Here is a 21,026-nt window from a genome sequence, read left to right as displayed (position 1 = left end):
GTCAGAAATCCTCGAATTCGTCCCTCTCCTTCGGCTTCTCCAGGCCAAACTTCTGGCGGTCGGATGGGGTCAAACCCAGCCGGGCCAGGTTACCGATCAGGTGGGTGTACTTGCCGACCGCGAACTCTGTCGGGTTGGCGCGGTATTCAGCGAGCAGGTTGGCCGTCACCTCCAGGATGATCCGGTCCGAGCCGGTCAGAACACCCTTCAGCGATTGCGAACAGAGCTCTTTCCACGCGAGCCGAGCTGGACCTTGCAAATGGATCGGGGCATCGCCGACATTGCCCTCGCCCTTCGCCGATTCCTGCCGATAGCGCTGGGGGTTTTTCTTGTCAGCCCCCTTGAACTTCGCCACCTCGGCAGGCTGCTTGTGACGGGCCATCTTGGAACCTGAATTCTGTGGAAATGAAGAAAGCCTTGGGGCGGGCGCGGTATCCCCTTGATTGCCCAAGGTTTCAGACCGCCCTACCTTGGTGCATTTTCATGCACTATTTTGGATCACTTTATTTTGCACCAAATTGGTGCGCAATATTGAGAACATTTATCATTTAGACGACAAGGTCATCATCCCCGGCCGTATACCGCTTCCACCACTGCACAGCGAGGTCGGCCCACTTCATTGGATCAGCTCTGGCCCTGGTCCTGCGCTCGCACTCCATCGCATCGACCGCGAGGACAATGCTGGTTGCATTGAGCATCTCTTTCCATCTGCGGCGCTCTCCCCATGTGGGGGCAGAGACGATGAGCCAGCAGCGTTCGTACCTGACTGGCTGCTTGGCCAATGCCCCGAGCTTGGCATTGCGCTCTCGCAGGGCTGGCTTCAGCCAAGAATCATCGACCTGATGCATTGGCTGGCCTGACAGCCTTACCTTGATCACGTCCAAGTCAAGCACCAGGTCGTTTGGGCCTGCATGCTCTTTGACGTATCGGCTCTTGCCGCTTCCACTCGGGCCGCACACTATGGTCACTGGAATCAGCGGCTTAAGTTTGAAGCTCGGGATGGTCGCCACCCGCTGGAGGCCTTGCTTGGATTCCTCTGCCGTTTTCTTACGATGGCATGGAATGCAGATCGCCTGAAGGTTGGAAGGATGATCCGTCCCGCCTTGGGCGAGGGAGCGAATATGGTCAACCTCTTTGGCTATCCTGGTTCGGCCTTCCTTGGAGCAAGGCTGGCAGAGGAACCCATCGCGCTTGAGGATTCGCTCCCTGAGCAACATCCAAGCTCTGCCGCCGCGGCTATTGCCCCATTGCGAAGGGAACTGTGCCGAAGGTGGCTGCTCTGATGTCGCCTGATGTTTTCTTACTGATGCTTTGGGCTTCCTATGCTTCTGCGGAAGGTCAGGCATCGCTCAATCCCAAGTACTTGGCAACCATCAGCGATTCGGCCAGGTCGCTGCCGTTCGCATCGCGCCATTCAGACACGCCGGCATCCTCCCAAGTGACAGGCTGGCCTGGCGGGTTAAGCCGGGCTCGCACGACCTTGTATCTCACCTGCAGGATCAGCTTGCCGAACCAGCCGCGGCGCACACGCACAGCATCGATCTCGGTTAATTTGGAACGACCGTAGATTGGCATTAGCGCTTCCTCACGAACTCAACATGAGGAGGCTCTTGAGGGATGGGCTCTCCATTCAGGTAGGTCTGAGGCTCTGCATCCGGATCGCGCTCATCGGCCATTGCCTCAACCAAGGCGAGGAGCAGGCTATTGGTCTTGCGCTGCTCATCGAGGAGCGACCGCAAGAGTGGGCAGATGTCGCTATGGATTCCCACCTGATGACCGTCACTCAGGATCAGCGGTTTGGCTCCGATGCTCTGGGCTATCGGCTCCAGCGCCTTGGTCATCTTCTCCCGGGCTTCGCTCGACAGAGGGCGGTCCGTACTGATTACTAGCAGGGGCTTTGCGCATTCGTTCATGGGCTACCTTCCACCATTTCTTCAGCCAGGCTCGGCGTTTCTCACAACCTGCACAGGCCATCAGTGACGAACTCCCTGCATGGCGAATCAAGACCGGTAACCTCGATCACGTCGACATCGAAGATGGGCTCCAGCTTGATCGCAATCTGGTTGCCCCAGGTATCGCAGAGGATCGTCTCGCGGGCGGGGACCATATGCTCCTGACCATCCAGGATGATCTTCACCTGAAGTGGTTCAGACATCTGGATACATCGCCGCTTCAAGGATGACTTGCTTACCCATTTCAAGTAGACCGATGACCTGGAGGTCGTCCGATTTCGGGCCAAAGCCCAATGTGTCGAGTGTGCCGTTCTTGCCCATCAGGACAACACATCCGGTTTCGCAGGGCTCGATCTCGCCGGATTCCAGTTGGGCGATGATGTTCTTCAGGGCGTCAATGGCGTCGGAATAACCATCGCGCTTGATCGGGACGACTTTCAGGTCGGTCATTCGGGCTTCTCGACCAGCTCATAGCGCTGGACTATCTCGAAGATGTCCTCAACCTGTTCTCGCTCTGGGCAGTAGCTGACATCAACAGCAACCAAGGCGTTGGTCTTCATCTCGAGCTTGATGGCGGTGACATGCTTTCCATCGAGGCCAAGGGCCTTGATGAATTCTTTGCCGATCGCCTGAGAAAGAACCGCCATCACTTCCTCCCCATCCGGATCTTCATAGCGCGCGTTACGGTAGCAGCGATCTTTTCTTCATCAGGCTCCATGCCAGTAAGCCAGGCGAAGAGCATGCAGGCGCGCAGGTAGGGGATTACCCACCAGGAGCGCTTGACGGAGACGGTCATGGTGCAGGTTGCCATCAGCAAGTAACCACCGGCTGGCCAAGGAAGTACGGATCATGCGGCCGACGGAATGGCCACACATCATGCGATCGCTCCCCGGCCTCGCGGATCGACTCAACGATCTTGTCGAGATCGCCAGTCGGTGCCTTGATGTCGACCTTGACCTCGGGCGTCACCTTCACGAAGACGGTCTTCAGGTGATCCTTGATGGACTGCCATTGCTCTGCTGTTGGCTCGGAGCCATTCAGCTCAACGAAGCCTTGGAGCCAGTAGGCGAACTGTTCGCTGGTCATGCCTGATCCGCCTTCCGACCAAGCCAGCGGTCGGCATAGTCCCTGATCTTCTCCACCCCCATGAAGCCAACCATGCAGCCGGCGAAGGTGGCAAGGTTGCTGGGGAGGCTCAAGTATTCCAGGACAGGGACCAGGGAGACGGCGATCAGGCCGCACAGGGCTCCTTCCAGCATCATCTGGCGCCGTCCGCCACCGCCGTAGATCACGCGCACCAGCGCGGTGAGGCCAGCCGTCAGGCCGGCGTAGATCTGCGGCTGGTGCAGGGAGAGCCAAGCCAGCAGTGCAGCCCAGAAGCTGGGATCTTCTTTCATTCGTGGCATCTCGGTTGTCCTAGCCCTTCGCCGGGCAGGCACTGCGCGTTGGTGAGGCGATGTGGTGCCGCCACAAGGACTTGAACCCTGGGCCTTCCGCTTACAAGGCGGCTGCTCTACCGGCTGAGCTATAGCGGCGAAGAAAACGCCCGGGGCCTACGGCTATACCGGGCATGCGCTGGGGAGCGCGAAAACTAGATCAGGCTGATGACCAGGAAGGTCAGGACGCTGATGACGGTCCAGCCGATGATGTTCAGGGTGGCCATGTCGTTCGGGCGAGTGGACATGGCTATCTCCTGGCTCAGAAGGCTGCGATGCGCTCAGCCAGAATTTGCTGATATTCGCGCATGGCGCCGAGCTGAACGGTCAGGCGCTCTTGCTCGGCAGCATCCAGCGAACGGAAGAATTCGCCATCGAGGAAGTCGGTCAGCTTGCCGACCTTGTCATCCAATTGCGCTTTCTCGCCAATCACTCGCTGCTGATGAGCAGGCAGATGATCAACGTGGCCGATCGGGATATATGCCGCTTCGAAAACGTCCTTCGGGCTCCAGCTCACATAGCCGTCTGCGTATTTAACCGCGTAGCCGGGCTGGCCGTCCTTGTCCTGTTCCCAGGCCAAAATCTGCTTGGTGCCGATGTAGCTCTGAGTCATTTCCAATCTCCAGAAAATTTTTTAGGCGACCCGCGCGAACTCTCCGTGGAGTCGTTCAGCAGCCTTCTGGTAGGCCTCATACGCCTGCTCAGCGGTATCAAAACGACCAAGACTGTGCTTCCTTCCGTTCGCGCGAATCTGCGCCCGCCAGGGCCGGCCGTTCTTGTCTGGATCGAAGTAGACGCCCTTGTAGCCAGACCGGTTATTCCGGTTCATCGTTCGGTTCCGCATGTTCTCGCCATGACTGCATACCCGAAGGTTGCATCGCCTATTGTCGAGCCCATTGCCGTTGATGTGGTCAACCATTTGGCCCTCACCGCAGTCTGTTATTAGCCTGTGGAGGCTTTCATAGCCGACGTACTCATGGCCGGAGTAGATGGTCCGCTGAACATATCCAGTAGTGCCGCTCATGCGAATCGTCCATCCGCTTATCTCAAGAAGATGGACATCTTGCTCATCGAGCAGGACGTCATGCCCCGCAACCTTGATTGTGGGCATGCTCAAAGCTCCGGAACGTCAGAACTTTCGTGGGCGCATAAAAAAGCCCCGGCATTGGCCAGGGCTTCTTGATCATCGATTGCGTAAAATCCGCAGGATGAGGAAATTTTGTTGCACAGTTGCACGAAAGTCAAGCGGCTTCGTTGAGAATAACCCCTTCATTGCGCAATAGTTCTCCAGCCGCATTCAGGGCCTCTTTCACCATCTCGTCGAGACGATCCTCGATCTGCTTCCTCCATCGCCAATAGGTCGACCGATTAAGCCCCTGATCGTCCCACTGCGCCATGTCATAGAACCTTGCTGGCAAAATGATCATGTCGGTTGATCGTTTCCCGTCCATCCCTTTGAGCTGAGGTATGGCCCAAACGGTTACGGCCTTCTGCACGAAGAGCTTCGGGGCATGGCTGGCTATCAACGGACATAGCTTTCCGATCGAATCGACCTTCCTGCCCTTGTGGGTGCTGTACCGGGCAACCAGCGCATCCCAATGCCGGGGCTTCAACTGGCTGTGCAGCCTGGCGAATACCCAACAGTCCGCATCGGTGCGCTGGATTCCGTCAGAGCCTCCGCTTCTGATCAGGGTGGCTAGGTCGAGACCATCCTGATACCCAGGTCGATAGAGCTTCTGCCATGCCTGCTTGCTAGTGTTGTCGATGGTCTCGGCGGCGAGAGCCGATACGACTGCAGCCAGGACGCTGGTATAGATCATTCTCCTTCCCCCTTGATCAGCCCGCACTCTCGAAGGATTGCCCATTGTTGGGCCACGTATTCGGCTAGTGTCATGCCGGTTTTGCCTCCTTGCGGAAGGCGGTGGCGACGATCAGGAACTGCACCATGAATACGGAGGCGCCAAGCATCGGATGTCCGCTGAAGATCAGGGCATAGACGTAGAAGATGGATGGCATGAATTGAATCCAGAAGGTCCGTCGAACGCGCGCACTGACCTCGTCCTTGACCATGCCGAGGAGCATCCCGATCCAGGCAAGAACGTTCATGATGACGCAGACGTAGAAGGCGAACTGCGACAGTTGACCGATGCCGGACAGCAGGGAAAGACTCAGCGTCATGCTGATGATGATCGAGATGGCAGTTTGCATCAGGCAGTCCTCTTCTTCAGTTCGCGCAGCTTGGCGCGGTATTCGGCCGTGATGGCCTTCAGTTCGTCGCTGGTGTACTTGCGGGGACGGTGATCGGCTTCCAGGGCCTCTACGGCTTCCAAGCCGATTCGTTCGATCAGGCCCTCCCGGAACCCCTGGGCAACGGTCAGCCCCTTCCTGGCGTACTTGCTGGAGCCGGCGTTACAGGCTTTGCACTGAAGCCATATGTTGGAGGGCTCCAGGCGGTGCTCAGGACGGGCTCCCTTACCGAGGAAATGCCCGGCATCGAAGGCGCCGCCGGTCTTCCACCCCTGGGCCGCCTGGACCTCTGCCTGCGACTTCCCGCAACTGATGCAGCCGCTGCCGATGGACAACTCGTAGGTGCGGCGGTAGTCGCGCACCGCCTTCTCGGCATCCTTCACGAAGTCGCTGTGGCTCTTCAGCTTCTCCTTCCGCGCCTTGATCTCCCGGCGGTTGCGGTCGGCGATCGCCTTCCTCGCCGGAGCCTGGTGCTTGTCCTTGGCGGCCAAGGCGCAGGCCGGTGAACAGACGCGCTGTCCCAGGCGCTGCGGGATGAACTTGGTGCCGCACTCGGCGTTCTGGCAGCGCTTAGGTTTTGGCTGCTTGCCTTGGATACCCATCAGTACAGGTCCTCGCTGAACAGCTCAGTGGAGTCGGGATGCGGGGTCTTAAGCCGGCGCACGTTAAGCTGGCCGGCAGCCTTGGCGACCTTGAATGCCTCTTCGCGGCTCATGAAGACGCCGAACTGGTCGATAAAGCCCTGCTCAGCCCGACCTACCGCCTCGAAGTCGAACAGCTTGTCCTCGCGAATCTGGCGAAGCTGGGAGTGCATCACCATGTCGTAGTGGCGGGCGCCGCAGACGATCAGGTCGCCATAGCGGCAGGCAGCGCAGACGACGAAGCGGCCTTCGATCAGGACGTTGCTCATTGGTAGATGCTCCCTGGCTGGCCTGTCTCGTTACTCCCAGTGCACCGTAGGCCGTGATCACTGGCGTGCGGGCATCGCTTGTTCCCACAGAGCGGGCAAAGGATCATCTTCGTAGCGGATAGAGGGAGCTTCAGAACACCCTCCCCGGTCAGGCCCTTCTCCCGGATGCAGCGGTGGCATTCGCAAGTGTTCTCAATCATCAGTAGGTCACTCCAATCCAGAAGTGGCCGACGCGCAGGTAGCAGTGGTGGCCGTCGTAGTACATCGGATTGCACCAGATGAATGGATCATCGGGCTTACTACCCCACTGCGGGTCCCAGCCGGCGCTCCATGCACCGTGACGAACCGCCCACCAGACGTGCTTGAAGATGCTCACGCTTCCACCTCCTTCGCCTTCTGCTGCTCGGGCTGGAAGTCGCAGCTCCGGAATCCGTTAGCTGCTTCGTAGGACTTCCTAGCGCAGGCTGCATCGAAGATCGTCTCGAACGAACCGAGATAAATGCTCTTTTGTTTTTCGCCAGTCCTGACCTTGACCTGAGCAACCCAGCGTGAGAAATCAGGACGCCATTGAACGCCCGCGATTCCTGACTTGTTGTTGCGCAGTAGCGGGAGATTCCTGCCATTAATCGCGTGAGTGACCATTCGAAGGTTCTCAGGGCGATTGTTGAGGCCGTCGCGGTCCTTATGGTCAATTTCGCTCTCGGGCCATTCGCCGCGCGTGATCAACCAAACCAAATGGTGCTCGCGAATGCTCAGCTGCTTACCATCGAAGTAGACCTTATGGCAGCGATAACGAGCCTGGCCCTCCTTTGGCTCAAGAATCCAGCCTTCAAGAACTCTGTTCGAAAAATGCGAGCAGACTCGGCCGCTAGCTTCATCCAGGAAGTAACGCTTTCGCATGGTGTCAATGAAGTCTCTGGAGCGCTTATCGATACCACCCGCCTTGAACTTGCTCATGCCGCTCTCCCCCTGCGCTCGCCGTAGATGGCCATCATCAGTTCATCCGGATGCGGCAAAAGCAGGCCCAGGTGCTCGGCGCAGTACGCATCGAGTAGCTCCAGGTAGGTCGTCATCTGCTGGATGTTGAAGGTCCGAGTCTTGGCGCGACCGACGCGGTACTTGGTGCCATCTGGTAGCTCTACTGGGTGGATCTGGCTAGGCCAGAGCTTGGCCACCAGGATCTCGTGCCATTCCTCTGAGCTGGCGATCTGGCCGAACGACTCGCGCAGGTGCTTCTGGATCTCGCCATTCCACATCCAGAGCAGACGGTTCTGAGCATCGCTGCGCTTGCTGCGGACTTCGCTGATGGCCACCTTGCGGGGCTTGCTCAGGTCCAGTCCGGAAATGAAGCCCAGCAGGCGCCTGCGGTCGGATTCGGTGCGGAGCTGGAGATCAGCCATGATTCGCCCTCCGCTCGCAGTTCTTGCAGCGCTTCCAGCTGCCAGCCGCGAACATCGGCACTCTGTCCGCGGTGACAGCATCCACTCCACAGAGAGCCACCCAATACTTCTCGCGCCCATGCGGGCCGATACTGTCGGCGTAGATGAGTTCGAAGAAGTGGGCCTTGTTCCCGCAAAACGGAGCCTTGCCCCAGCCTTTCTTGCCGGGAAGGGGGCCGTCAGATACCTGCGTTGTTGGGGAATTGAGGCGATCAATGAAGTCAGACATTGCGCGCCTCCCTGGCCTTCGCCTTGCAATCGGCACAGCGCCAAGCCTTGGACGCCGGAGCCTTGTCGCGGGGCTTCACCTGGTTGCAGCCGAAGCACATGCGCTTGTTGTAGGGAAGGTGGACGCCGTAGCTGGCTTGGTAGAACTGGCTGGGCTTATCCATTGGCTACCTCCACCGGGTGCGGAATGGTGTCGTAGATGAACTCCTTCACGTGCTGGAGGAACTGGCGAGCCACGTCCTCTCCGTAGCCGGTTGCCTCGTCGACCATGCGTTCAATCTCGCTGCGAGGGAGTCGATTTCCGGTCAGGCGAAGCCATTCGTTCAGGAAGCCGGATTCCACTGCCTCGTGGACGCACATCCAGAACCAGGGATCTGCGAAGTGGCGGTTGTCAGTCATGGCTCAGGCTCCTCTCCGGTTCCACGGGGGCGTTGAGCTTCACCTCGATGGCTGCGAGCAGCAGGTCACGCTGCCGTGTCACGACCTGAAGTTGCTCGCGAAGCGCAGCAGCTTTCTCGTGCGCGCAGATGTAGCAGTCGGGCACTGGCCCGCCCTTCTGCTCATGCCAGTCGTCGAACTGCTCGAAGCGCAGGCCGTGCTTTGTGCATTCCAGGGTTGTCTTACGGCTCATTGCACGCTCGCCTCCGGCCAGATGCTCTTCACGACCTGCAGCGGATCGCAGTCTTCCATCAGGATCATCACGAATGGCGCGCGGCCAGGGATAAAGACGTTCCAGGAGCGTTTCATTGGGAGGCCCTCCTTCCTGCCGAAGCCGATGCGGCGGGACCAGTCCCGGTGGGGAAGTAACGGTTTCGCCACCAAGCGATGCCGCGATCTGAAATCGACAGTTCGCGGTCAATCGAGCGGCGATCATCATTGGTTCGTTTGTGGGTAAGCCGGAGGCAGTCCTCTGCTTCGCTCCTGCCCATCGTTTCGAGCAGGACCTCGTCAAGGACTTCGCTGGCCGGGCGCAGACAATCCAGGATGTTTTCGCGAACCGAGAGAATCGCCCTGTGCCATGCGTACTCGCCGGCTGCTTTCAGAAAAATCTGACCAAGCCAATCCAGCGACATGGCTGCCCACTCGTCATCGCGCGGAACCAGCAGGTAGCAATTCATGAATCCGCGGGTGTCGCTCTGCGGCCTGGAAACCAGAAACACGACGGGGCGCCCCGTTGTCGTATGAACCTGTTCGGCTTTTGCCTTCTCGATGTCGGTCGGCCGCGTGCCTTTGACCTCCAAGTACATATCAGCCGACGGCAAGTAGAAATCGGGCAGGTACTTGCAGCCTTCGACTTGGAGCAGGTGAGGCTCGTAGAGGTAGAAAATATCCAGCGCATCCATGAGTCGAGCCCACATCAGTTCGGTGTACGAGCGGAGCTTGTATCCCTGGTGCTGGTAGATGGTCCGGCGCTCTTTCATCACCAGTCCTCCTTCTGCTCAGGCTGTTCGCGGTAGTGACTTGCCAGGGGTACGAATCGGGATTTGCTTCCCTGGAAGGCGGTGAAGACGCTGCCGATCTCCCCATCCCGGTTCTTCCGGATCAGGATTTCGCCAATGCCCTTCTTCTCGCTGTTCGGGAAATAAACCTCGTCCCGGTACACGAACATCACGATGTCCGCGTCTTGCTCGATGGCGCCGGACTCTCGCAGGTCGCTGAGCACCGGGCGCTTATCGGGGCGAGACTCACATCCGCGGTTCAGCTGGCAGAGCGGGAGCACCGGACATCCGATCTCCCTGGCCAGCAGCTTCATCTGGCGCGACATGGTGGTGACGTCATCCACGCGCCCCTTACCCTCGCCTTCCACTAGGCCCAGGTAATCGATGACGATCAGGCCCAGGTCGCCCATGCGGTGCTTCTGCCGGCGGGCAATGGAGCGGATGCGCGGCATCGTCATGACCGGTACGTCGCTCACGGCGATCTTGGCGTCGCGCAGCTTGAGGGTGGCCGCAGCGAGTTCGGTCGACTCCTTGTGGGTACAGGAACCGTCCTTTAGGTTTTGCAGGGGTATCCCGCCGACAGCAGCGATCAGGCGATCCATCAGCTGGCTCTTGGTCATCTCGAGACTGATCACCAGAACCGGCCTATTCTGCTTGATGGCCACGTCTGCCGCGATGTTCATTGCCAGGGTGGTTTTTCCCATCGCAGGACGACCAGCGACAACGATCATCTGCCCCGGCTTCAGGCCTTGCATGTACTGGTCAAGGTCGGGAATGCCGGTGCTCAAGCCATCCATCGTGTCGCCTTTCTGCGCGCGGTCATGGCGCTCCTGAAGCACCTCGACATGGTCGCGCAGGATGTCTCCCACCATCTGGCACTCACCATCAGCGCCGCCCGCATCCAGGCTGAGCACCAGGGCTTGCGCCTGGGCGATCTTGTCCTCAATGGAGCAGTTCTCGTGGGCGATCTGCTCGATCCCGCTGGCGGCGTCTGCGATCTGGCGGGAAATGGCGCGCTCACGAACGATACGGGCGTATTCCTTGGCGTTGGCCACGCTCGGCGTGTTGAGCATGATCTCGCCGGCATAGGCCATCGTGCGCGTTTCGTCCGAAAGGCACTCCCTGGCTTCTCCGAGCGTGATGATGTCAACCGGCGTGCCGGCCGATTCCAGATCGAGGATCAGGCGATACAGCTCGGCGTTGACGGAGTAGGCGAACGCATCCGGCGAAAGCTCGTCGGCGATGACGCTGATCAGGTGCGGCTGCTTGAGCATGGCGCCAATCACGCCGTGCTCCGCTTCGAGGCTGTGAAGTTCGATCATGCCTGCTCCTCCAACTGGCGGAACACGGCACGCGAGCAGATCACTTCGAGGCGCGGCACAACGTTGGCGCCGCGATACCAGACCTGGCTCAGGCGATTGGCACGTTCGAAGATGGTCTTCCACAGCGGGCTGGCCTGGTGCTTGTCGCTCTCGTTCCAGCGCTCGACGATCAGGGCGCGGAGAACCTTGTCGTTGGCGACGGATACCGCCGGCAGGTTCGGGCAAACGCGGTGGTACAGGTCGATGATCTTGTCGACAGGAACGCCCGACTCGCTCACGGACTTGTCGGCGCTCTTCGCCAACCACTTGACCAGGAACATGCGCCAGTTCTTCTTCGCCTTGCGAGGATTCGCGGCAGCCCAGACGGCAGCCCGGGAAACTTCGGTCTCCACGTCAACCGGGGCGTAGGCGCTAGTCCATTTGGCGATCAGGGCTGGCTCGACGTGGAACTCCTCGCCATCGAACGAAACCCCGTTCGGTTTTTCGATGGGGGACTGAGCAGCCCCTTGGGGGGCGGAAATCTGTTCCGAAGGAACAGTTTCAGGGGGTAGATCTTTTTTCTTTGTATAGAGAAGGGAGTGAGCAATTTTGGTCTCACTCGCATTACCGCTCAGTGAGACCACATTGTCCGAGTGAGACGATTTGGTCTCACTGAGACTGCTTTTCTTCTCTTCGTGGAATACCCACTCGTTGGCGGGCGATACGCCGAGCTCACCGCGGCTCCCACCGATACGGAACAGGATGCGACGCTCGAGGAGGTGGCTGATCGCCTTGGAAACCACGTCCCGGCGCATGTTGGTCAGTGCGCCAATCTCGTCTGCAGTAAGGCGCTTCGCCTCGACCTGGTAACCGATCGTCTGCCGGCTGATTGCGAAAAGAACCCGGAACTCGCGGGCAGGCAAATCGACCTTGGCCAGCGACTCCATCAGGCTGTTGTCCATTCGGGTAAACCCCCTGGACTTGTCAATCTGGACTACGTTTGTCATGATTCATCCCGTTCACAGCTTTATCGAATCAGCCGGGCCGCAATCCCGGCTTTTTTGTGTCTGTAATTCAGCCGACCACGCGGAACGGCCGGCCACCAACGTGGATGGCCAGTTCGTTTTCCATGCGGCGGCGCATCTCGAAGCTCTTCGACTCGACCAGTCGCAGGCGGTCGATAGCAGCCGGGAGTTCCGGCACGTCCTGCTCGTCGATCTTCCCGTCAGCCAGAACGGCGCTGCAGCGCTCCACGGCCTCTCCAAGGCCGGCGACCAGTTGGCCGAAGGCGCTCACCGGGCAGCCATTGACACCCTCGGAGCGGGCACCGATCAGGCCGTAGCGGGACGCCAGTTCGTTGATGCAGCGCTCCCGCCATTCGGGCTCAAGGGCTTCCACCCAGGCCTCTTCCACCCAGGCCGGAATCTCCTGGTCATCCAGAAGGCGCTGGACACGTTTCAGCCAGCGGCCGCCGGCCTTCAGGAACTCTGAAGGGTTGGCGCACAAGAGGTCTGATTCGAAATCCGGCACGCCCTTCTCTGCAGCCTTGGTCGGGCAGCGATCATGCAAGGCACGGCTCAACGCCTGGGCGAAGTCATCCGTACTGAGGCTGGTGCGCGCGATCTGGTCCGCGGCGTAGGCCACCAGAACCTGGTCGCGCGTCTGGGTATGTCGAAGGCTGGACGTTTCCACGTTGTGCTCCTGCTCGTAGCCTGTCATCACTCGATCAACCGACAGGGATTTCCCCATGGCCGACCTCTCCGAACTCCAGGGCGAAGTGCTCGCGCTTCGTTGCGCGCTTGCCGCCCTACTTCACTCACTGCCGCTGACCTATCAGTTCAAGGTCTGGCCGGCGTTCAATCACTACTCAGAACTGGTGCAAGACCGGCTGGATGACGCAGGAAAGACAGCCTTCAACCATGCGGTCACCCGGCTTGCGGCGCGCCGCAAATGACCGGTCTCAATGGGCGTCAGGCGCTCCGTGCTATCGTTTTGCTTCCACACACAACGAAGGCCGCGGAGGCCCGACATGAGCGTCGAAATCACCAAGCTTTCCGATCCGGTTGTCGATCCAGAAAAGGCTGCACACGAAGCGCTGGTCGCTCTGATTTCCTCTGCAGGGGGCGATCTTTTCCGTACAAAGGGAGTGAGCTCTGCGTCTGGAGCAAACGCCGCTGCTTTCCTGGTCGCGATGTACAAGGGGCTCACAGAGCACTACCGGTCGCTTCAGAAATAAGCCGCAGGCCGTCCACCAGTGCCTGCGCTACGTGGGCGGCCTTCTCTTTCAGCTCTTCACCACTGCAAGGCACCGTGGCCATTTCACGAACGGCATCGGCATACGCCTGGCTGGCAATCTGGACTTGGAGTTCGTTCATGGAGCGCTCCTATGAATTCGTGAGGCTGTCGGCTAGGCAGCGGACGGCTGACGACTGCGCAGGTACGCCCAGTCGATATCCGGGCGCAGCTGATCGCAGCTAACCGCCCCCTTGGTTTCCCGGTCGATATCGATTGCCAACGCAGCGCTTGCCCGGCGATGGCCGTAGGCGACCTGTTTGATTTGCCCGGCGCTGGTCTTGCAGCGAGCAGCGAAATCCTCCAGCTCCTCGCGCGACAGCGGCTTCATGTATTCGAGTAGGTTCATTTGAGCCTCCTTTTCTTGGAGCAAGATTAGCGTTTGCTAATGGCACAGGCAATAGCAAACCGTAATTTACAGTTTGCTAACTGGCTGCGACGATCAACGGATGGACATGAACCAATTACGAGTTGAGGCCCTTAAACGCCTGATGGGCGGCCTCACGCAGGCAGAATTTGCGAACAGGCATGACCTGAACGCCTCCTATATCTCTCAGTTGCTGAACGGCACCAGGAACTTCGGGGAGCGCGCTGCACGCAACATGGAGAAGAAGATCGGTCTACCGCCTGGATCCCTTTCCAGGCTGGACGGAGACGCCATTGATGGCGAGTTCGTCAGGATCTCAGGCGCCCTTCAGCATTTCCAGAACGTGGAAGGCGCGCCGATGGCAGTTAAGGACGGATTGGTTCCAGTCGTAGGGATGGCGCAGTTGGGAACGGATGGCTATTTCGAGGCCTTGGATTACCCCGTTGGCCACGGGGACGGGTATATCAGGATCAGCAGTGATGACCCAAACGCCTATGCGTTGAAGGTCGTCGGCGACAGCATGGAGCCAAGGATACGCAGCGGCGAGTTCGTCATCATTGAGCCAAACAAACCCTACGTCGCCGGGGATGAGGTGTTGGTCAGGACGACGAATGGCCAGTCCATGATCAAGGTCTTCATGTACGCGAGAGATGGCATGGTTCGCTTGCTTAGCGTGAACGATGCTCATCCGCCCCTAACGATCGCCGAAACCGACATAGAGAAGATCCACTTCATGGGGGCCATCTCGAAGTCGACCAGGTATGTCGAGCTCTAGCTCATAAGACAAGGAGGTCGCCATGCGCACCCTAGCCATCGCCATCATGGCTTCAATTCTTCTGACGAGCTGCGCCATCGTTGGAAAGAGAATCACCGATGCGCAGATGCAGCAGGTCATTCCTGGGAAGACAGACCGGCAGGACCTGGTTGCCCTCTTCGGGAATCCAATTTCAGAGACGCTCGACTCTGACGGCAATCGAACACTCGGCTGGTCCTACGTGAATACCGGATTCATGGGGATCGGTACCGAAATTCAGAGCGTGGGAATTCAGCTTGGGCCGGATGGCACAGTGACTAGGTTTACCCGCGGCGGGACAGCACCTATTTCGCCATATGAGCGAACCGTTCGCCCTGCTCCCACTGCAAGCACGACAGGTCAGCCGGCAGCCCTAGTATCTCGCGAGCAATGGCAACAGCAGCAACTCGAAAAGCTGAACGCCGAAACTGGCCTGAGCTACGACGAATACCAGCGCCGCTATAGGCAGATCATGGGGGAGTGAGCGGAGAGCACCGTCATGGCGATCAGATTCAGGAAGAGCTTCAAGGTCGCACCTGGAATTCGGGTGAACGTCAGTAAGAGCGGCGTGAGCGCGTCGATTGGCAAGAAGGGGCTCACCGCCAACCTGAGTAAAAAAGGTACACGGATGACCGCAGGCATTCCCGGCACCGGCCTTTCTGCGTCGAAACTCTACGCGAAAGGCGGCGGGCAGAAGACCGAAACCACAAACCTTGGTTTCGGCGGGTGGCTGATCGTGATCTTGATCGCCATCACAGTCGTGGCATGGCTAGCGCTGCGCTAGGTCCTCGGCGCCACGATGGAGCGGTGCAATCGATTGCACATGGCGATAGCTGCCTACAACAAAAAATGCGACAACGCCAAGCGTTTTTTGCAGAAAAGCATTGACGTCATCATCACGACGCTTATACTTCGCGGCATGAGTCGGGAGCGCTGACCTTCTTGCAGTGCGTCGGGGTTTCTACCCTGCCCGGCTTACCTAATTCCAAAGGCCGCGCATTGCGCGGCCTTTTCCTTTGGAGGCATGGATGCATCTACTGTACCTTGACGAATCGGGAAGCGTTGCCGATCCACAGCAACGTTATTTCGTGCTCGGCGGGGTCAGTGTCTTTGAGCGGCAATCTCACTGGATAGAGACTGAGCTCAATAAGATTGCAGAACGCTTCAAGCCTGCTGCTCCTTACGACATTGAGCTCCATGGATCTCCCATGCGGTCAGGCAGGGATGGCTGGAAGCAATTCCCGCTTGCGGACAGGGTTCAGGCAATCAAGGACTCGCTCGCTGTCAGCCTGACCAGCAAGCATGTACGTCTCTTCGCAGCAGTGATCGATAAGCAAGGATTTGCCGGGGCAGATCCCGTAGAACATGCGTTTGAGAAGCTTTCGATGCGATTCGATCTTTTCCTTCGCAGGCTCTATGCCAAGCATGGCGACCCCCAACGCGGAATTATGCTTTTCGATAAGAGCAGTACTGAGCGCAGAATCCAGACGCTCGCGCGCGAATTCAAGCATACCGGGCATAGCCAAGGCCAAACCAAGAATTACGCTGAAGTCCCCGTATTTCTGGATTCCAAAGCCTCTCGCCTGATCCAGCTCGCTGACCTGGTTGCATTCGCGATCTTTAGGAAATTCGAGCATGGAGACGGGCAGTTCTTTGAGGTAATCAAAGACAACTTCGATATCGATAGCGGAATCCAGCACGGCCTCTATACCAAGACTCAATCGAATCCAGCACCACAACCGGTAATCCAGGCGCGCCCGGCAAAAAATTAACCCCGCACCCGCGGGGCTTTTCGTTTCTGCCTATCCTTCCCTCCCGGCTCTCTACTGAGCTGACGACCGCCCCGCCCCGGCGCTGAACTCGCTCCAGCGCCGCCCCTCCCCGCCTGACACCGAATCCTGAGCCCGCCTAGTGCGGGCTTTTTTGTGGGCGTGAGAAAATATTTAGCAATTGCTATTGCAAAGTAATTTAGCGATTGCTAATTTCTCTACACACCAACGCAATCCACCGCGCTGGCAGGCCCCTCGGGGCAAGGCAGAGATGCCTCGGCGAAGCCGGAACGCTCTTTAACAACGCAGACCCCACCGCAGTCCCGACGCCACAGAACAGCGTGGCGAGCGACGGTGGATAAACACGACTGCTGATGCCGGGTAACCCCGGCCAGCTCGACGCCAGGCGGCGCGCTCCCTCAGCTCAGGACACTGAGCAGATAGCGCAAAGCGGGCTGAGGGTTGCACTGCTAACGCTCCCTGCTCGGGCCATGAATTGGCGCTTTCCCGGGCAAAGCGGACAGGCCATGCAAAGGCTTGCGGTGAACACAACCAATAGGAGGAACCCACCCATGCAGTAACAAGCCCAGCCGATGTTCGGATCGGCACCTCGCGAGCAGCTGCCCACATCACCAGGCCGCCGGGCTGCAGCGAACCCGCGAGATCACCCCTAGTCCCCCATGACCTGCTCCGTAAGCCGATTGAAGGCGCGGCGAGGGAAGCCCAAGGCCAAACACATCGAGTCCGAGCTGCTATCGGCAGTGGTGAGGACATGACGCCGCGCAAGACGCCAGATTGCTGAGCGCGGCGGGAAGCATCACTGAAGCGCCTTCACCCGAGGGCGCTTTGGGATGACAACCGGAACAGGAGAGGTCAATGAACGCTGCGATGACCGCCGACGAACAGTCCATGTTCGAGCTTGGGGCCAAATATCAACAGGCCGGATTGATGCTGACGCCGTATGACTGCCAGCCGGTCGATCAATTCATTTTTGCCGAGACGCGCGGGCTGGATCGCACTGAGCGGGCGCGTATCTACAACCGGCTGCGTGGCGCCTTCAACCGCGGATGGCATACCTCGAACGCCGCCGCCTGAATTCCCGGATCGCAACCGGGGTGTAGCAGAGGGTGCGGTAGCGCCGCACCACGAGTCGGCTCCGACCAGGGCGCACGGCGGCTCTGCGGATGGCGTATCCATCCAACCGCCACCCGATTTCCTCGATGCGCCTCCACCAGAGGCGCATCCGGGAAGACAACCGCCCGCAGGGCGCAGCAGAAGGGAGAACCGAGATGGACGAGACCAAGCTGAAGTTTCAGCGCCGCATGATCAACGCCATCGAGCGCGGCGACATGTACTCGCTTGAGAACTGGACCACCTACGAGCTGCACGACCTTGAGTTTGCCGCCGAGACCTGGGGCGCGAAGAAGGCCCAGGCGGCAATCCTGAGCGAACTCGATCGCCGCGATTTGCAGGTCAAGCTGTGCGTGGCCACTGCGCGCGATGCGAACCACGTTCGCATCCGCATGCTGAAGACCGGCTACCCACAGCACGCCAGCGCAGCGCTCGGCATGCGCGTTGCCTCCATGGTCAGCGCCCGTGAGCACGCCGGCCAGGTCGGCAAGGTGCCGCGCCTTCTTGCGCAGCTCCAGGCCTAATCCGCCGCCCTGCCGACGGCAGGGGCTCCCGAGAGCATCACTTCTGCACCTGGGCGACCGGGTGCAGCGGGATGACAACAGGAGGAACGCCATGCGCATCAACGTCTACAGCCAGGAGCTGACCAGCGAGGTCATCACCGTGGCGAAGGAATCGAACACCGGCATCGTCTACCACGCCGCCCAGCTGATCCTGCACAGCAGCGAGCGCCTGCACCACCCGCCGGCGGATGACGACCGCAGCGCCGTCACCTTCTGGCTGCCGAAATCGCAGGAGCGGCGCGAGGAAATGGCCCAGGCCTTCGAGCGCATCGCCGCCGTCTTCCGCGAGGCGCCGCCGGAAACCGGACTGGACTGAACCCGATCCCCTGGCCCAGCCAGGGCGCATCAAACCTTGGAGTCGTGAGGGGAGCGGTCTGCAAGTGAGTAGCCAGGCACCTGACTTGTAATCAGGCCGATGCCAGGTGGAACGCAAGCAGCCATCGCGAAAGCTGGGGACGCCCACGCAGACCGCTCCCCCATGGCTCCATACCTAAGACAGGAGAACAGCATGAGCATCACCGTTTCCGAGTACGTGGCGAAGCGCAAAGAAGAGCTGGAGCAGTTCGAGCGCTACTGGCTGCAGAACCAGGGATCACCCGGCTGGCCGAAGAAGATGGCCGAGGGCGAATGGTTCGAGCAAGAAGCCGCATGGGGCACTTACTCCGAACGTGTCGACTGACTTCCCCGGCAAGGACGCCACCTCTTAGCCCGGTTCGCCGGGCTTCTTTTCCCCGAGGAACCACCATGCTTCTGATCATCCTGATCGGGGTGTTGCTTTCGTTTGCGCCGCCGGAATCGGCGCAACCTGAATTGCCTACCCGATCCACCGGAAAGCCGGTGCGCCGGCATTGGTTCGGTCGATGTACCACCGGGCGCCACTGCAATCCGGTGCATAGCGTCCCGCCAACAAGCCTCAACCGCGCCGAAAGCCCGTGACACCGCACGGGCTTTCTCTTTCCGCCCTCTTTCGCATGCCGACGCATCGCCGGCAGCCGAAAGCGCGCACCGCCCAAACCACAAAGGAAACCCGACATGATCCCTGCATCGATCAAAGCATCCGAACTCCCCGCCTTTGGCCAGCCCTTTGCTGATGGCACCCTCTTCGCCCGCCAGTGGTACGGCAATTCCGAATACGCCCTGGTTGCTCTCGGCGCCGACGCTGAGATCAAAGGCGAATGGGGTAAGCGCGGGAAGAGTGTCGATACCAACCATGGCGACGGCGAGGCTAACACTCGCGCCATGGCTGAAGCGGGAAGCGAGCTGGCGGCCAAGGTTCTGGCCCTCGGCGCCGTCATCCCCTCGGCGCTCGAATCGCACCAAATGATGTTCGCCAAGCAGCAGGGGTATCTGAGCGACCTGGACGAGAGCGAGTGGTATTGGACCAGCTCGCAGTACTCCTCCGACCTCGCCTTCCCCGTGCACTTCCTCGGCGGCAGCACGTACATCGGCCTCAAGGACGGCAGCTTCCGCGTCCGCCCCGTCCGCAAGATTCTCATCCTCCACTGATTCAATCATTCAGTCCTTCTGGAGCACACCATGACCAAGGTCATTACCACTATTCTTGCGGATGAACTTCCGGAAATCGGTCAACCGCTGGCCGACGGAATTTTCAGTGCCCGCTACTGGCTGAACGGCTTCGAGAGAGCCCTGATCGACATCGGAGCTGAACGGGAATTCACCGGTAAATGGGGCGAGTACGGCGTCAACGTCGAAGGCGCCAAAAGCTTCCGCGACGGTGCTGCAAACACTAGCGCGATGGTCGAGGCCGGCAGCCCCATCGCCAAGCTGGCTGTGGAGATCGGCGATGGCGTATTCATCCCTTCCGCCCTGGAACTGAACCTTCTGTTCGCGGCGAAGCATGCTGGCGAGATCGGCAGATTCCAGGATCGCTGGTACTGGTCGAGTTCGCAGTACTCCTCCTACGACGCCTTCAGCGTGGACTTCGGCGCCGGCGGCACGGACATCATCAACAAGGACTACAGCTTCCGCGTCCGCCCCGTCCGCAGCCTCATCATTCAGTGATCCATTCCTTCAATCCCTTCTTGCAGGCGATTCGCGGGACCGTAGCCCCTCGACGGTCAGACCAGATGCTTGCCGAGTAGCGCCGGCCGCCTGCTCTTTTCTTCAGGAGTCGACATGACCACTGTCATCATCAAGTCCGGAAACACAGATATCGCCACCGATAAAGTGGAGTTCGCTGCGCTGATGCTCCAGATGCTGAGAGAAGAAGCCCTGGAGGCTGCTTCCTCTGCAGTAGGAACCCGGCCCGCCATCGGCACCGAATGGCCCGAGCAAGGAGGTATCTACCTTGGCGTCATGCGCGGTCGCGATGGTCATCCCGATTACGATCTCATCGTGGCGAAGGCCGAGAGCGATACGAAGCTCAAGTGGGGCGCCCACGGAGAGGATTCGAAGGCGACCAGCAAATGGGATGGCCTGGCGAACACCAGAGTGCTGATCGAGGAAGGTGATCATCCGGCTGCGGAGTATGCCGCAGGCATCACCATCGACGGGCACAGCGACTTCTACCTTCCAGCCCAGGCAGAGCTGATGCTGGCCTGGGCGAATGCCCCGGAGGTCTTCAGCGAAGGCTGGCACTGGAGCAGTACGCAGTACTCCTCCTACTACGCCTTCAACGTGGACTTCAACGTCGGCACCACGACCATCGACGGCAAGGACGACAGCTTCCGCGTCCGCCCCGTCCGCAGAATTCTTCGGTAATTCAGTCATTCAATCCATGGGGGTGCCAGGATGGCGATTCACACCGAACTGGCGATTCACAAGGCAGCCGAAGAGCTACTTGGGCTCACCCTTGATCTGGTCCGCAACATCCCGCGTGATCTGAAGCAGGTTGTTGGTTCCAAGCTCCGCGATGAGGTACTGCAGATCATGGTGCTGATCGGCAGAGCAAACATGGCGAAGGACAAGGTCGCTCACCTAAACCAATTGCTAGAAAGCGTATGGATGGTGAACTACCTGCTCCGCGCTCTCGCCAACAAGCGCTTCATCAGCCTCAAGCAACATGCTGCAGCTATGCAACTCACTGCCTCCATCGGCAAACAGGCAAATGCCTGGAAAGGAAAGTTCGCAACCGCGCCCGTTGCGTGAAGGTCAAGGCCTCCGCGCCTGCGCGCTGAATCTGGTCTCGCCGCTGCCTTC

General features: G+C 59.4%; 44 protein-coding genes and 1 tRNA gene. 15 read left to right on the top strand and 30 right to left on the bottom strand.

Annotation, left to right across the window (positions count from 1 at the left end):
• Position 1: 1 nt before the first annotated feature.
• The 28 genes from DK254_RS11705 to DK254_RS11580 all read right to left on the bottom strand — a co-directional run bounded on the left by DK254_RS11705 (position 2) and on the right by DK254_RS11580 (position 12,701).
• Positions 2–382 (bottom strand): hypothetical protein, encoded by a 381-nt coding sequence (locus DK254_RS11705; protein WP_109931470.1) that lies wholly within the window; start codon positions 380–382, stop codon positions 2–4.
• 166 nt (positions 383–548) lie between these two features.
• A complete protein-coding gene (locus tag DK254_RS34155) occupies positions 549–1,346 on the bottom strand; it encodes an HNH endonuclease (protein ID WP_158546383.1) in 798 nt (265 codons plus the stop codon).
• Complete coding sequence (locus tag DK254_RS11695) at positions 1,339–1,575, bottom strand: hypothetical protein (RefSeq protein ID WP_109931469.1); 237 nt, start codon at positions 1,573–1,575, stop codon at positions 1,339–1,341. The genes DK254_RS34155 and DK254_RS11695 overlap by 8 nt, the downstream gene beginning before the upstream one ends.
• Positions 1,575–1,841 (bottom strand): hypothetical protein, encoded by a 267-nt coding sequence (locus tag DK254_RS11690; protein WP_256595766.1) that lies wholly within the window; start codon positions 1,839–1,841, stop codon positions 1,575–1,577. Before DK254_RS11690 ends, DK254_RS11695 begins: the two co-directional genes overlap by 1 nt.
• Positions 1,842–1,954: 113 nt before the next feature.
• The gene (locus DK254_RS11685) at positions 1,955–2,155 is read right to left on the bottom strand and encodes a hypothetical protein (protein ID WP_109931467.1); all 201 of its coding nucleotides are present in this window, start codon (positions 2,153–2,155) and stop codon (positions 1,955–1,957) included.
• On the bottom strand, positions 2,148–2,402 hold the full coding sequence (locus DK254_RS11680) for a hypothetical protein (protein ID WP_109931465.1): 255 nt from the start codon (positions 2,400–2,402) through the stop codon (positions 2,148–2,150). Before DK254_RS11680 ends, DK254_RS11685 begins: the two co-directional genes overlap by 8 nt.
• On the bottom strand, positions 2,399–2,599 hold the full coding sequence (locus DK254_RS11675; protein WP_109931463.1) for a hypothetical protein: 201 nt from the start codon (positions 2,597–2,599) through the stop codon (positions 2,399–2,401). The genes DK254_RS11680 and DK254_RS11675 overlap by 4 nt, the downstream gene beginning before the upstream one ends.
• Entirely contained in the window at positions 2,599–2,763 is a 165-nt protein-coding gene (locus tag DK254_RS34150) for a hypothetical protein (protein ID WP_158546382.1), read from the bottom strand. The genes DK254_RS11675 and DK254_RS34150 overlap by 1 nt, the downstream gene beginning before the upstream one ends.
• The gene (locus tag DK254_RS11670) at positions 2,763–3,038 is read right to left on the bottom strand and encodes a hypothetical protein (RefSeq protein ID WP_109931461.1); all 276 of its coding nucleotides are present in this window, start codon (positions 3,036–3,038) and stop codon (positions 2,763–2,765) included. Before DK254_RS11670 ends, DK254_RS34150 begins: the two co-directional genes overlap by 1 nt.
• The gene (locus DK254_RS11665) at positions 3,035–3,349 is read right to left on the bottom strand and encodes a phage holin, lambda family (protein ID WP_158546381.1); all 315 of its coding nucleotides are present in this window, start codon (positions 3,347–3,349) and stop codon (positions 3,035–3,037) included. Before DK254_RS11665 ends, DK254_RS11670 begins: the two co-directional genes overlap by 4 nt.
• A gap of 62 nt (positions 3,350–3,411) precedes the next feature.
• Positions 3,412–3,487 (bottom strand) — tRNA-Thr (locus DK254_RS11660).
• Positions 3,488–3,650: 163 nt separating this feature from the next.
• A complete protein-coding gene (locus DK254_RS11655) occupies positions 3,651–4,001 on the bottom strand; it encodes a hypothetical protein (protein ID WP_109931460.1) in 351 nt (116 codons plus the stop codon).
• A gap of 21 nt (positions 4,002–4,022) precedes the next feature.
• Positions 4,023–4,499, bottom strand: a complete 477-nt coding sequence (locus DK254_RS11650) for an AP2 domain-containing protein (protein WP_218281377.1) — start codon at positions 4,497–4,499, stop codon at positions 4,023–4,025.
• A gap of 130 nt (positions 4,500–4,629) precedes the next feature.
• Entirely contained in the window at positions 4,630–5,208 is a 579-nt protein-coding gene (locus tag DK254_RS11645) for a hypothetical protein (RefSeq protein ID WP_109931458.1), read from the bottom strand.
• A gap of 70 nt (positions 5,209–5,278) precedes the next feature.
• Positions 5,279–5,596: a hypothetical protein gene (locus DK254_RS11640; RefSeq protein ID WP_109931456.1), complete on the bottom strand. Its 318-nt coding sequence runs from the start codon at positions 5,594–5,596 to the stop codon at positions 5,279–5,281.
• On the bottom strand, positions 5,596–6,237 hold the full coding sequence (locus DK254_RS11635; protein WP_109931454.1) for a recombination protein NinG: 642 nt from the start codon (positions 6,235–6,237) through the stop codon (positions 5,596–5,598). The genes DK254_RS11640 and DK254_RS11635 overlap by 1 nt, the downstream gene beginning before the upstream one ends.
• On the bottom strand, positions 6,237–6,545 hold the full coding sequence (locus tag DK254_RS11630) for a hypothetical protein (RefSeq protein WP_109931452.1): 309 nt from the start codon (positions 6,543–6,545) through the stop codon (positions 6,237–6,239). The genes DK254_RS11635 and DK254_RS11630 overlap by 1 nt, the downstream gene beginning before the upstream one ends.
• Before the next feature lie 199 nt (positions 6,546–6,744).
• The gene (locus DK254_RS34145) at positions 6,745–6,921 is read right to left on the bottom strand and encodes a hypothetical protein (RefSeq protein WP_158546380.1); all 177 of its coding nucleotides are present in this window, start codon (positions 6,919–6,921) and stop codon (positions 6,745–6,747) included.
• On the bottom strand, positions 6,918–7,502 hold the full coding sequence (locus tag DK254_RS11620; protein WP_109931448.1) for an HNH endonuclease: 585 nt from the start codon (positions 7,500–7,502) through the stop codon (positions 6,918–6,920). The genes DK254_RS34145 and DK254_RS11620 overlap by 4 nt, the downstream gene beginning before the upstream one ends.
• Positions 7,499–7,945, bottom strand: a complete 447-nt coding sequence (locus DK254_RS11615; RefSeq protein ID WP_109931446.1) for a recombination protein NinB — start codon at positions 7,943–7,945, stop codon at positions 7,499–7,501. The genes DK254_RS11620 and DK254_RS11615 overlap by 4 nt, the downstream gene beginning before the upstream one ends.
• Complete coding sequence (locus tag DK254_RS11610; protein WP_109931444.1) at positions 7,938–8,213, bottom strand: hypothetical protein; 276 nt, start codon at positions 8,211–8,213, stop codon at positions 7,938–7,940. Before DK254_RS11610 ends, DK254_RS11615 begins: the two co-directional genes overlap by 8 nt.
• A complete protein-coding gene (locus DK254_RS34140; protein WP_158546379.1) occupies positions 8,206–8,376 on the bottom strand; it encodes a hypothetical protein in 171 nt (56 codons plus the stop codon). Before DK254_RS34140 ends, DK254_RS11610 begins: the two co-directional genes overlap by 8 nt.
• Complete coding sequence (locus DK254_RS11605) at positions 8,369–8,611, bottom strand: hypothetical protein (protein WP_109931442.1); 243 nt, start codon at positions 8,609–8,611, stop codon at positions 8,369–8,371. Before DK254_RS11605 ends, DK254_RS34140 begins: the two co-directional genes overlap by 8 nt.
• Positions 8,604–8,843 (bottom strand): hypothetical protein, encoded by a 240-nt coding sequence (locus DK254_RS11600; protein ID WP_109931440.1) that lies wholly within the window; start codon positions 8,841–8,843, stop codon positions 8,604–8,606. The genes DK254_RS11605 and DK254_RS11600 overlap by 8 nt, the downstream gene beginning before the upstream one ends.
• 112 nt (positions 8,844–8,955) lie before the next feature.
• Positions 8,956–9,633, bottom strand: a complete 678-nt coding sequence (locus DK254_RS11595; RefSeq protein WP_109931438.1) for a hypothetical protein — start codon at positions 9,631–9,633, stop codon at positions 8,956–8,958.
• Entirely contained in the window at positions 9,633–10,973 is a 1,341-nt protein-coding gene (gene dnaB / locus DK254_RS11590) for a replicative DNA helicase (RefSeq protein ID WP_109931436.1), read from the bottom strand. The genes DK254_RS11595 and dnaB overlap by 1 nt, the downstream gene beginning before the upstream one ends.
• Positions 10,970–11,959, bottom strand: coding sequence for a replication protein (locus DK254_RS11585; RefSeq protein WP_109931434.1), 990 nt, complete (start codon positions 11,957–11,959; stop codon positions 10,970–10,972). The genes dnaB and DK254_RS11585 overlap by 4 nt, the downstream gene beginning before the upstream one ends.
• 67 nt (positions 11,960–12,026) lie before the next feature.
• The gene (locus tag DK254_RS11580) at positions 12,027–12,701 is read right to left on the bottom strand and encodes a hypothetical protein (RefSeq protein ID WP_371921079.1); all 675 of its coding nucleotides are present in this window, start codon (positions 12,699–12,701) and stop codon (positions 12,027–12,029) included.
• Here DK254_RS11580 and DK254_RS11575 point away from each other — a divergent pair.
• Together DK254_RS11575 and DK254_RS33785 are read left to right on the top strand one after the other, a co-directional pair.
• Complete coding sequence (locus DK254_RS11575) at positions 12,700–12,906, top strand: hypothetical protein (RefSeq protein ID WP_109931432.1); 207 nt, start codon at positions 12,700–12,702, stop codon at positions 12,904–12,906. The two genes, DK254_RS11580 and DK254_RS11575, sit on opposite strands and share 2 nt — an antisense overlap.
• Before the next feature lie 75 nt (positions 12,907–12,981).
• Entirely contained in the window at positions 12,982–13,188 is a 207-nt protein-coding gene (locus DK254_RS33785; RefSeq protein ID WP_146219532.1) for a hypothetical protein, read from the top strand.
• Here the strand turns inward: DK254_RS33785 and DK254_RS34135 are convergent.
• On the bottom strand, positions 13,157–13,327 hold the full coding sequence (locus tag DK254_RS34135; protein ID WP_158546378.1) for a hypothetical protein: 171 nt from the start codon (positions 13,325–13,327) through the stop codon (positions 13,157–13,159). The genes DK254_RS33785 and DK254_RS34135 overlap by 32 nt on opposite strands.
• A 32-nt stretch (positions 13,328–13,359) precedes the next feature.
• Positions 13,360–13,593, bottom strand: a complete 234-nt coding sequence (locus DK254_RS11570) for a YdaS family helix-turn-helix protein (RefSeq protein WP_109931430.1) — start codon at positions 13,591–13,593, stop codon at positions 13,360–13,362.
• 100 nt (positions 13,594–13,693) lie between these two features.
• Here DK254_RS11570 and DK254_RS11565 point away from each other — a divergent pair, with 100 nt between their 5' ends.
• From DK254_RS11565 to DK254_RS11515, 13 genes are all read left to right on the top strand, one after another.
• Entirely contained in the window at positions 13,694–14,386 is a 693-nt protein-coding gene (locus tag DK254_RS11565; protein WP_256595764.1) for a helix-turn-helix transcriptional regulator, read from the top strand.
• Positions 14,387–14,408: 22 nt separating this feature from the next.
• The gene (locus DK254_RS11560) at positions 14,409–14,888 is read left to right on the top strand and encodes a hypothetical protein (RefSeq protein WP_109931428.1); all 480 of its coding nucleotides are present in this window, start codon (positions 14,409–14,411) and stop codon (positions 14,886–14,888) included.
• Positions 14,889–14,903: 15 nt separating this feature from the next.
• Positions 14,904–15,188, top strand: coding sequence for a DUF4236 domain-containing protein (locus DK254_RS11555; protein ID WP_109931426.1), 285 nt, complete (start codon positions 14,904–14,906; stop codon positions 15,186–15,188).
• A 244-nt stretch (positions 15,189–15,432) separates the two neighbouring features.
• On the top strand, positions 15,433–16,176 hold the full coding sequence (locus DK254_RS11550) for a DUF3800 domain-containing protein (protein WP_109931424.1): 744 nt from the start codon (positions 15,433–15,435) through the stop codon (positions 16,174–16,176).
• A gap of 873 nt (positions 16,177–17,049) precedes the next feature.
• Positions 17,050–17,268: a hypothetical protein gene (locus tag DK254_RS11545; protein ID WP_109931422.1), complete on the top strand. Its 219-nt coding sequence runs from the start codon at positions 17,050–17,052 to the stop codon at positions 17,266–17,268.
• 194 nt (positions 17,269–17,462) lie between these two features.
• Positions 17,463–17,828 (top strand): hypothetical protein, encoded by a 366-nt coding sequence (locus DK254_RS11540; RefSeq protein ID WP_109931420.1) that lies wholly within the window; start codon positions 17,463–17,465, stop codon positions 17,826–17,828.
• 91 nt (positions 17,829–17,919) lie between these two features.
• Positions 17,920–18,183 carry a hypothetical protein gene (locus DK254_RS11535; RefSeq protein WP_109931418.1) on the top strand — a complete coding sequence of 88 codons (264 nt, stop codon included), beginning with the start codon at positions 17,920–17,922 and terminating at the stop codon, positions 18,181–18,183.
• 192 nt (positions 18,184–18,375) lie between these two features.
• Positions 18,376–18,546, top strand: coding sequence for a hypothetical protein (locus tag DK254_RS34130; RefSeq protein WP_158546377.1), 171 nt, complete (start codon positions 18,376–18,378; stop codon positions 18,544–18,546).
• 65 nt (positions 18,547–18,611) lie between these two features.
• Entirely contained in the window at positions 18,612–18,803 is a 192-nt protein-coding gene (locus DK254_RS33780; protein WP_146219531.1) for a hypothetical protein, read from the top strand.
• A 96-nt stretch (positions 18,804–18,899) separates the two neighbouring features.
• The gene (locus DK254_RS11530; protein ID WP_109931416.1) at positions 18,900–19,373 is read left to right on the top strand and encodes a DUF1566 domain-containing protein; all 474 of its coding nucleotides are present in this window, start codon (positions 18,900–18,902) and stop codon (positions 19,371–19,373) included.
• A 30-nt stretch (positions 19,374–19,403) separates the two neighbouring features.
• On the top strand, positions 19,404–19,889 hold the full coding sequence (locus tag DK254_RS11525; protein ID WP_109931414.1) for a hypothetical protein: 486 nt from the start codon (positions 19,404–19,406) through the stop codon (positions 19,887–19,889).
• A gap of 114 nt (positions 19,890–20,003) precedes the next feature.
• Entirely contained in the window at positions 20,004–20,588 is a 585-nt protein-coding gene (locus tag DK254_RS11520) for a DUF1566 domain-containing protein (protein WP_109931412.1), read from the top strand.
• Between the two features lie 30 nt (positions 20,589–20,618).
• A complete protein-coding gene (locus tag DK254_RS11515) occupies positions 20,619–20,975 on the top strand; it encodes a four helix bundle protein (RefSeq protein ID WP_109931410.1) in 357 nt (118 codons plus the stop codon).
• Positions 20,976–21,026: the final 51 nt, after the last annotated feature.

The sequence above is a fragment of the Pseudomonas sp. RW407 genome, assembly GCF_003176655.1.
GTDB lineage: Bacteria > Pseudomonadota > Gammaproteobacteria > Pseudomonadales > Pseudomonadaceae > Pseudomonas > Pseudomonas delhiensis.
Note: the sequence above shows the minus strand (reverse complement) of the source record. Positions and strands in the feature narration are given on the sequence as shown.

Bases quoted from the DNA above. Each gene is read 5' to 3' on its own strand.
- DK254_RS11670 (WP_109931461.1), bottom strand. From the start codon at position 3,038: ATGACCAGCGAACAGTTCGCCTACTGGCTCCAAGGCTTCGTTGAGCTG.
- DK254_RS11540 (WP_109931420.1), top strand. From the start codon at position 17,463: ATGGACGAGACCAAGCTGAAGTTTCAGCGCCGCATGATCAACGCCATC.
- DK254_RS34130 (WP_158546377.1), top strand. From the start codon at position 18,376: ATGAGCATCACCGTTTCCGAGTACGTGGCGAAGCGCAAAGAAGAGCTG.
- DK254_RS11600 (WP_109931440.1), bottom strand. From the start codon at position 8,843: ATGAGCCGTAAGACAACCCTGGAATGCACAAAGCACGGCCTGCGCTTC.
- DK254_RS11535 (WP_109931418.1), top strand. From the start codon at position 17,920: ATGCGCATCAACGTCTACAGCCAGGAGCTGACCAGCGAGGTCATCACC.
- DK254_RS11635 (WP_109931454.1), bottom strand. From the start codon at position 6,237: ATGGGTATCCAAGGCAAGCAGCCAAAACCTAAGCGCTGCCAGAACGCC.
- DK254_RS33785 (WP_146219532.1), top strand. From the start codon at position 12,982: ATGAGCGTCGAAATCACCAAGCTTTCCGATCCGGTTGTCGATCCAGAA.
- dnaB (WP_109931436.1), bottom strand. From the start codon at position 10,973: ATGATCGAACTTCACAGCCTCGAAGCGGAGCACGGCGTGATTGGCGCC.
- DK254_RS11555 (WP_109931426.1), top strand. From the start codon at position 14,904: ATGGCGATCAGATTCAGGAAGAGCTTCAAGGTCGCACCTGGAATTCGG.
- DK254_RS11525 (WP_109931414.1), top strand. From the start codon at position 19,404: ATGACCAAGGTCATTACCACTATTCTTGCGGATGAACTTCCGGAAATC.
- DK254_RS11520 (WP_109931412.1), top strand. From the start codon at position 20,004: ATGACCACTGTCATCATCAAGTCCGGAAACACAGATATCGCCACCGAT.
- DK254_RS11665 (WP_158546381.1), bottom strand. From the start codon at position 3,349: ATGAAAGAAGATCCCAGCTTCTGGGCTGCACTGCTGGCTTGGCTCTCC.
- DK254_RS11650 (WP_218281377.1), bottom strand. From the start codon at position 4,499: ATGCCCACAATCAAGGTTGCGGGGCATGACGTCCTGCTCGATGAGCAA.
- DK254_RS11595 (WP_109931438.1), bottom strand. From the start codon at position 9,633: ATGAAAGAGCGCCGGACCATCTACCAGCACCAGGGATACAAGCTCCGC.
- DK254_RS11680 (WP_109931465.1), bottom strand. From the start codon at position 2,402: ATGACCGACCTGAAAGTCGTCCCGATCAAGCGCGATGGTTATTCCGAC.
- DK254_RS11515 (WP_109931410.1), top strand. From the start codon at position 20,619: ATGGCGATTCACACCGAACTGGCGATTCACAAGGCAGCCGAAGAGCTA.
- DK254_RS11630 (WP_109931452.1), bottom strand. From the start codon at position 6,545: ATGAGCAACGTCCTGATCGAAGGCCGCTTCGTCGTCTGCGCTGCCTGC.
- DK254_RS11620 (WP_109931448.1), bottom strand. From the start codon at position 7,502: ATGAGCAAGTTCAAGGCGGGTGGTATCGATAAGCGCTCCAGAGACTTC.
- DK254_RS11685 (WP_109931467.1), bottom strand. From the start codon at position 2,155: ATGTCTGAACCACTTCAGGTGAAGATCATCCTGGATGGTCAGGAGCAT.
- DK254_RS11585 (WP_109931434.1), bottom strand. From the start codon at position 11,959: ATGACAAACGTAGTCCAGATTGACAAGTCCAGGGGGTTTACCCGAATG.
- DK254_RS34155 (WP_158546383.1), bottom strand. From the start codon at position 1,346: ATGCCTGACCTTCCGCAGAAGCATAGGAAGCCCAAAGCATCAGTAAGA.
- DK254_RS33780 (WP_146219531.1), top strand. From the start codon at position 18,612: ATGCTTCTGATCATCCTGATCGGGGTGTTGCTTTCGTTTGCGCCGCCG.
- DK254_RS11695 (WP_109931469.1), bottom strand. From the start codon at position 1,575: ATGCCAATCTACGGTCGTTCCAAATTAACCGAGATCGATGCTGTGCGT.
- DK254_RS11615 (WP_109931446.1), bottom strand. From the start codon at position 7,945: ATGGCTGATCTCCAGCTCCGCACCGAATCCGACCGCAGGCGCCTGCTG.
- DK254_RS11610 (WP_109931444.1), bottom strand. From the start codon at position 8,213: ATGTCTGACTTCATTGATCGCCTCAATTCCCCAACAACGCAGGTATCT.
- DK254_RS11575 (WP_109931432.1), top strand. From the start codon at position 12,700: ATGGCCGACCTCTCCGAACTCCAGGGCGAAGTGCTCGCGCTTCGTTGC.
- DK254_RS11530 (WP_109931416.1), top strand. From the start codon at position 18,900: ATGATCCCTGCATCGATCAAAGCATCCGAACTCCCCGCCTTTGGCCAG.
- DK254_RS11550 (WP_109931424.1), top strand. From the start codon at position 15,433: ATGCATCTACTGTACCTTGACGAATCGGGAAGCGTTGCCGATCCACAG.
- DK254_RS11655 (WP_109931460.1), bottom strand. From the start codon at position 4,001: ATGACTCAGAGCTACATCGGCACCAAGCAGATTTTGGCCTGGGAACAG.
- DK254_RS11705 (WP_109931470.1), bottom strand. From the start codon at position 382: ATGGCCCGTCACAAGCAGCCTGCCGAGGTGGCGAAGTTCAAGGGGGCT.
- DK254_RS34140 (WP_158546379.1), bottom strand. From the start codon at position 8,376: ATGGATAAGCCCAGCCAGTTCTACCAAGCCAGCTACGGCGTCCACCTT.
- DK254_RS11675 (WP_109931463.1), bottom strand. From the start codon at position 2,599: ATGGCGGTTCTTTCTCAGGCGATCGGCAAAGAATTCATCAAGGCCCTT.
- DK254_RS11690 (WP_256595766.1), bottom strand. From the start codon at position 1,841: ATGACCAAGGCGCTGGAGCCGATAGCCCAGAGCATCGGAGCCAAACCG.
- DK254_RS11580 (WP_371921079.1), bottom strand. From the start codon at position 12,701: ATGGGGAAATCCCTGTCGGTTGATCGAGTGATGACAGGCTACGAGCAG.
- DK254_RS11565 (WP_256595764.1), top strand. From the start codon at position 13,694: ATGGACATGAACCAATTACGAGTTGAGGCCCTTAAACGCCTGATGGGC.
- DK254_RS34135 (WP_158546378.1), bottom strand. From the start codon at position 13,327: ATGAACGAACTCCAAGTCCAGATTGCCAGCCAGGCGTATGCCGATGCC.
- DK254_RS11545 (WP_109931422.1), top strand. From the start codon at position 17,050: ATGAACGCTGCGATGACCGCCGACGAACAGTCCATGTTCGAGCTTGGG.
- DK254_RS11570 (WP_109931430.1), bottom strand. From the start codon at position 13,593: ATGAACCTACTCGAATACATGAAGCCGCTGTCGCGCGAGGAGCTGGAG.
- DK254_RS11645 (WP_109931458.1), bottom strand. From the start codon at position 5,208: ATGATCTATACCAGCGTCCTGGCTGCAGTCGTATCGGCTCTCGCCGCC.
- DK254_RS11640 (WP_109931456.1), bottom strand. From the start codon at position 5,596: ATGCAAACTGCCATCTCGATCATCATCAGCATGACGCTGAGTCTTTCC.
- DK254_RS11560 (WP_109931428.1), top strand. From the start codon at position 14,409: ATGCGCACCCTAGCCATCGCCATCATGGCTTCAATTCTTCTGACGAGC.
- DK254_RS34150 (WP_158546382.1), bottom strand. From the start codon at position 2,763: ATGGCAACCTGCACCATGACCGTCTCCGTCAAGCGCTCCTGGTGGGTA.
- DK254_RS11605 (WP_109931442.1), bottom strand. From the start codon at position 8,611: ATGACTGACAACCGCCACTTCGCAGATCCCTGGTTCTGGATGTGCGTC.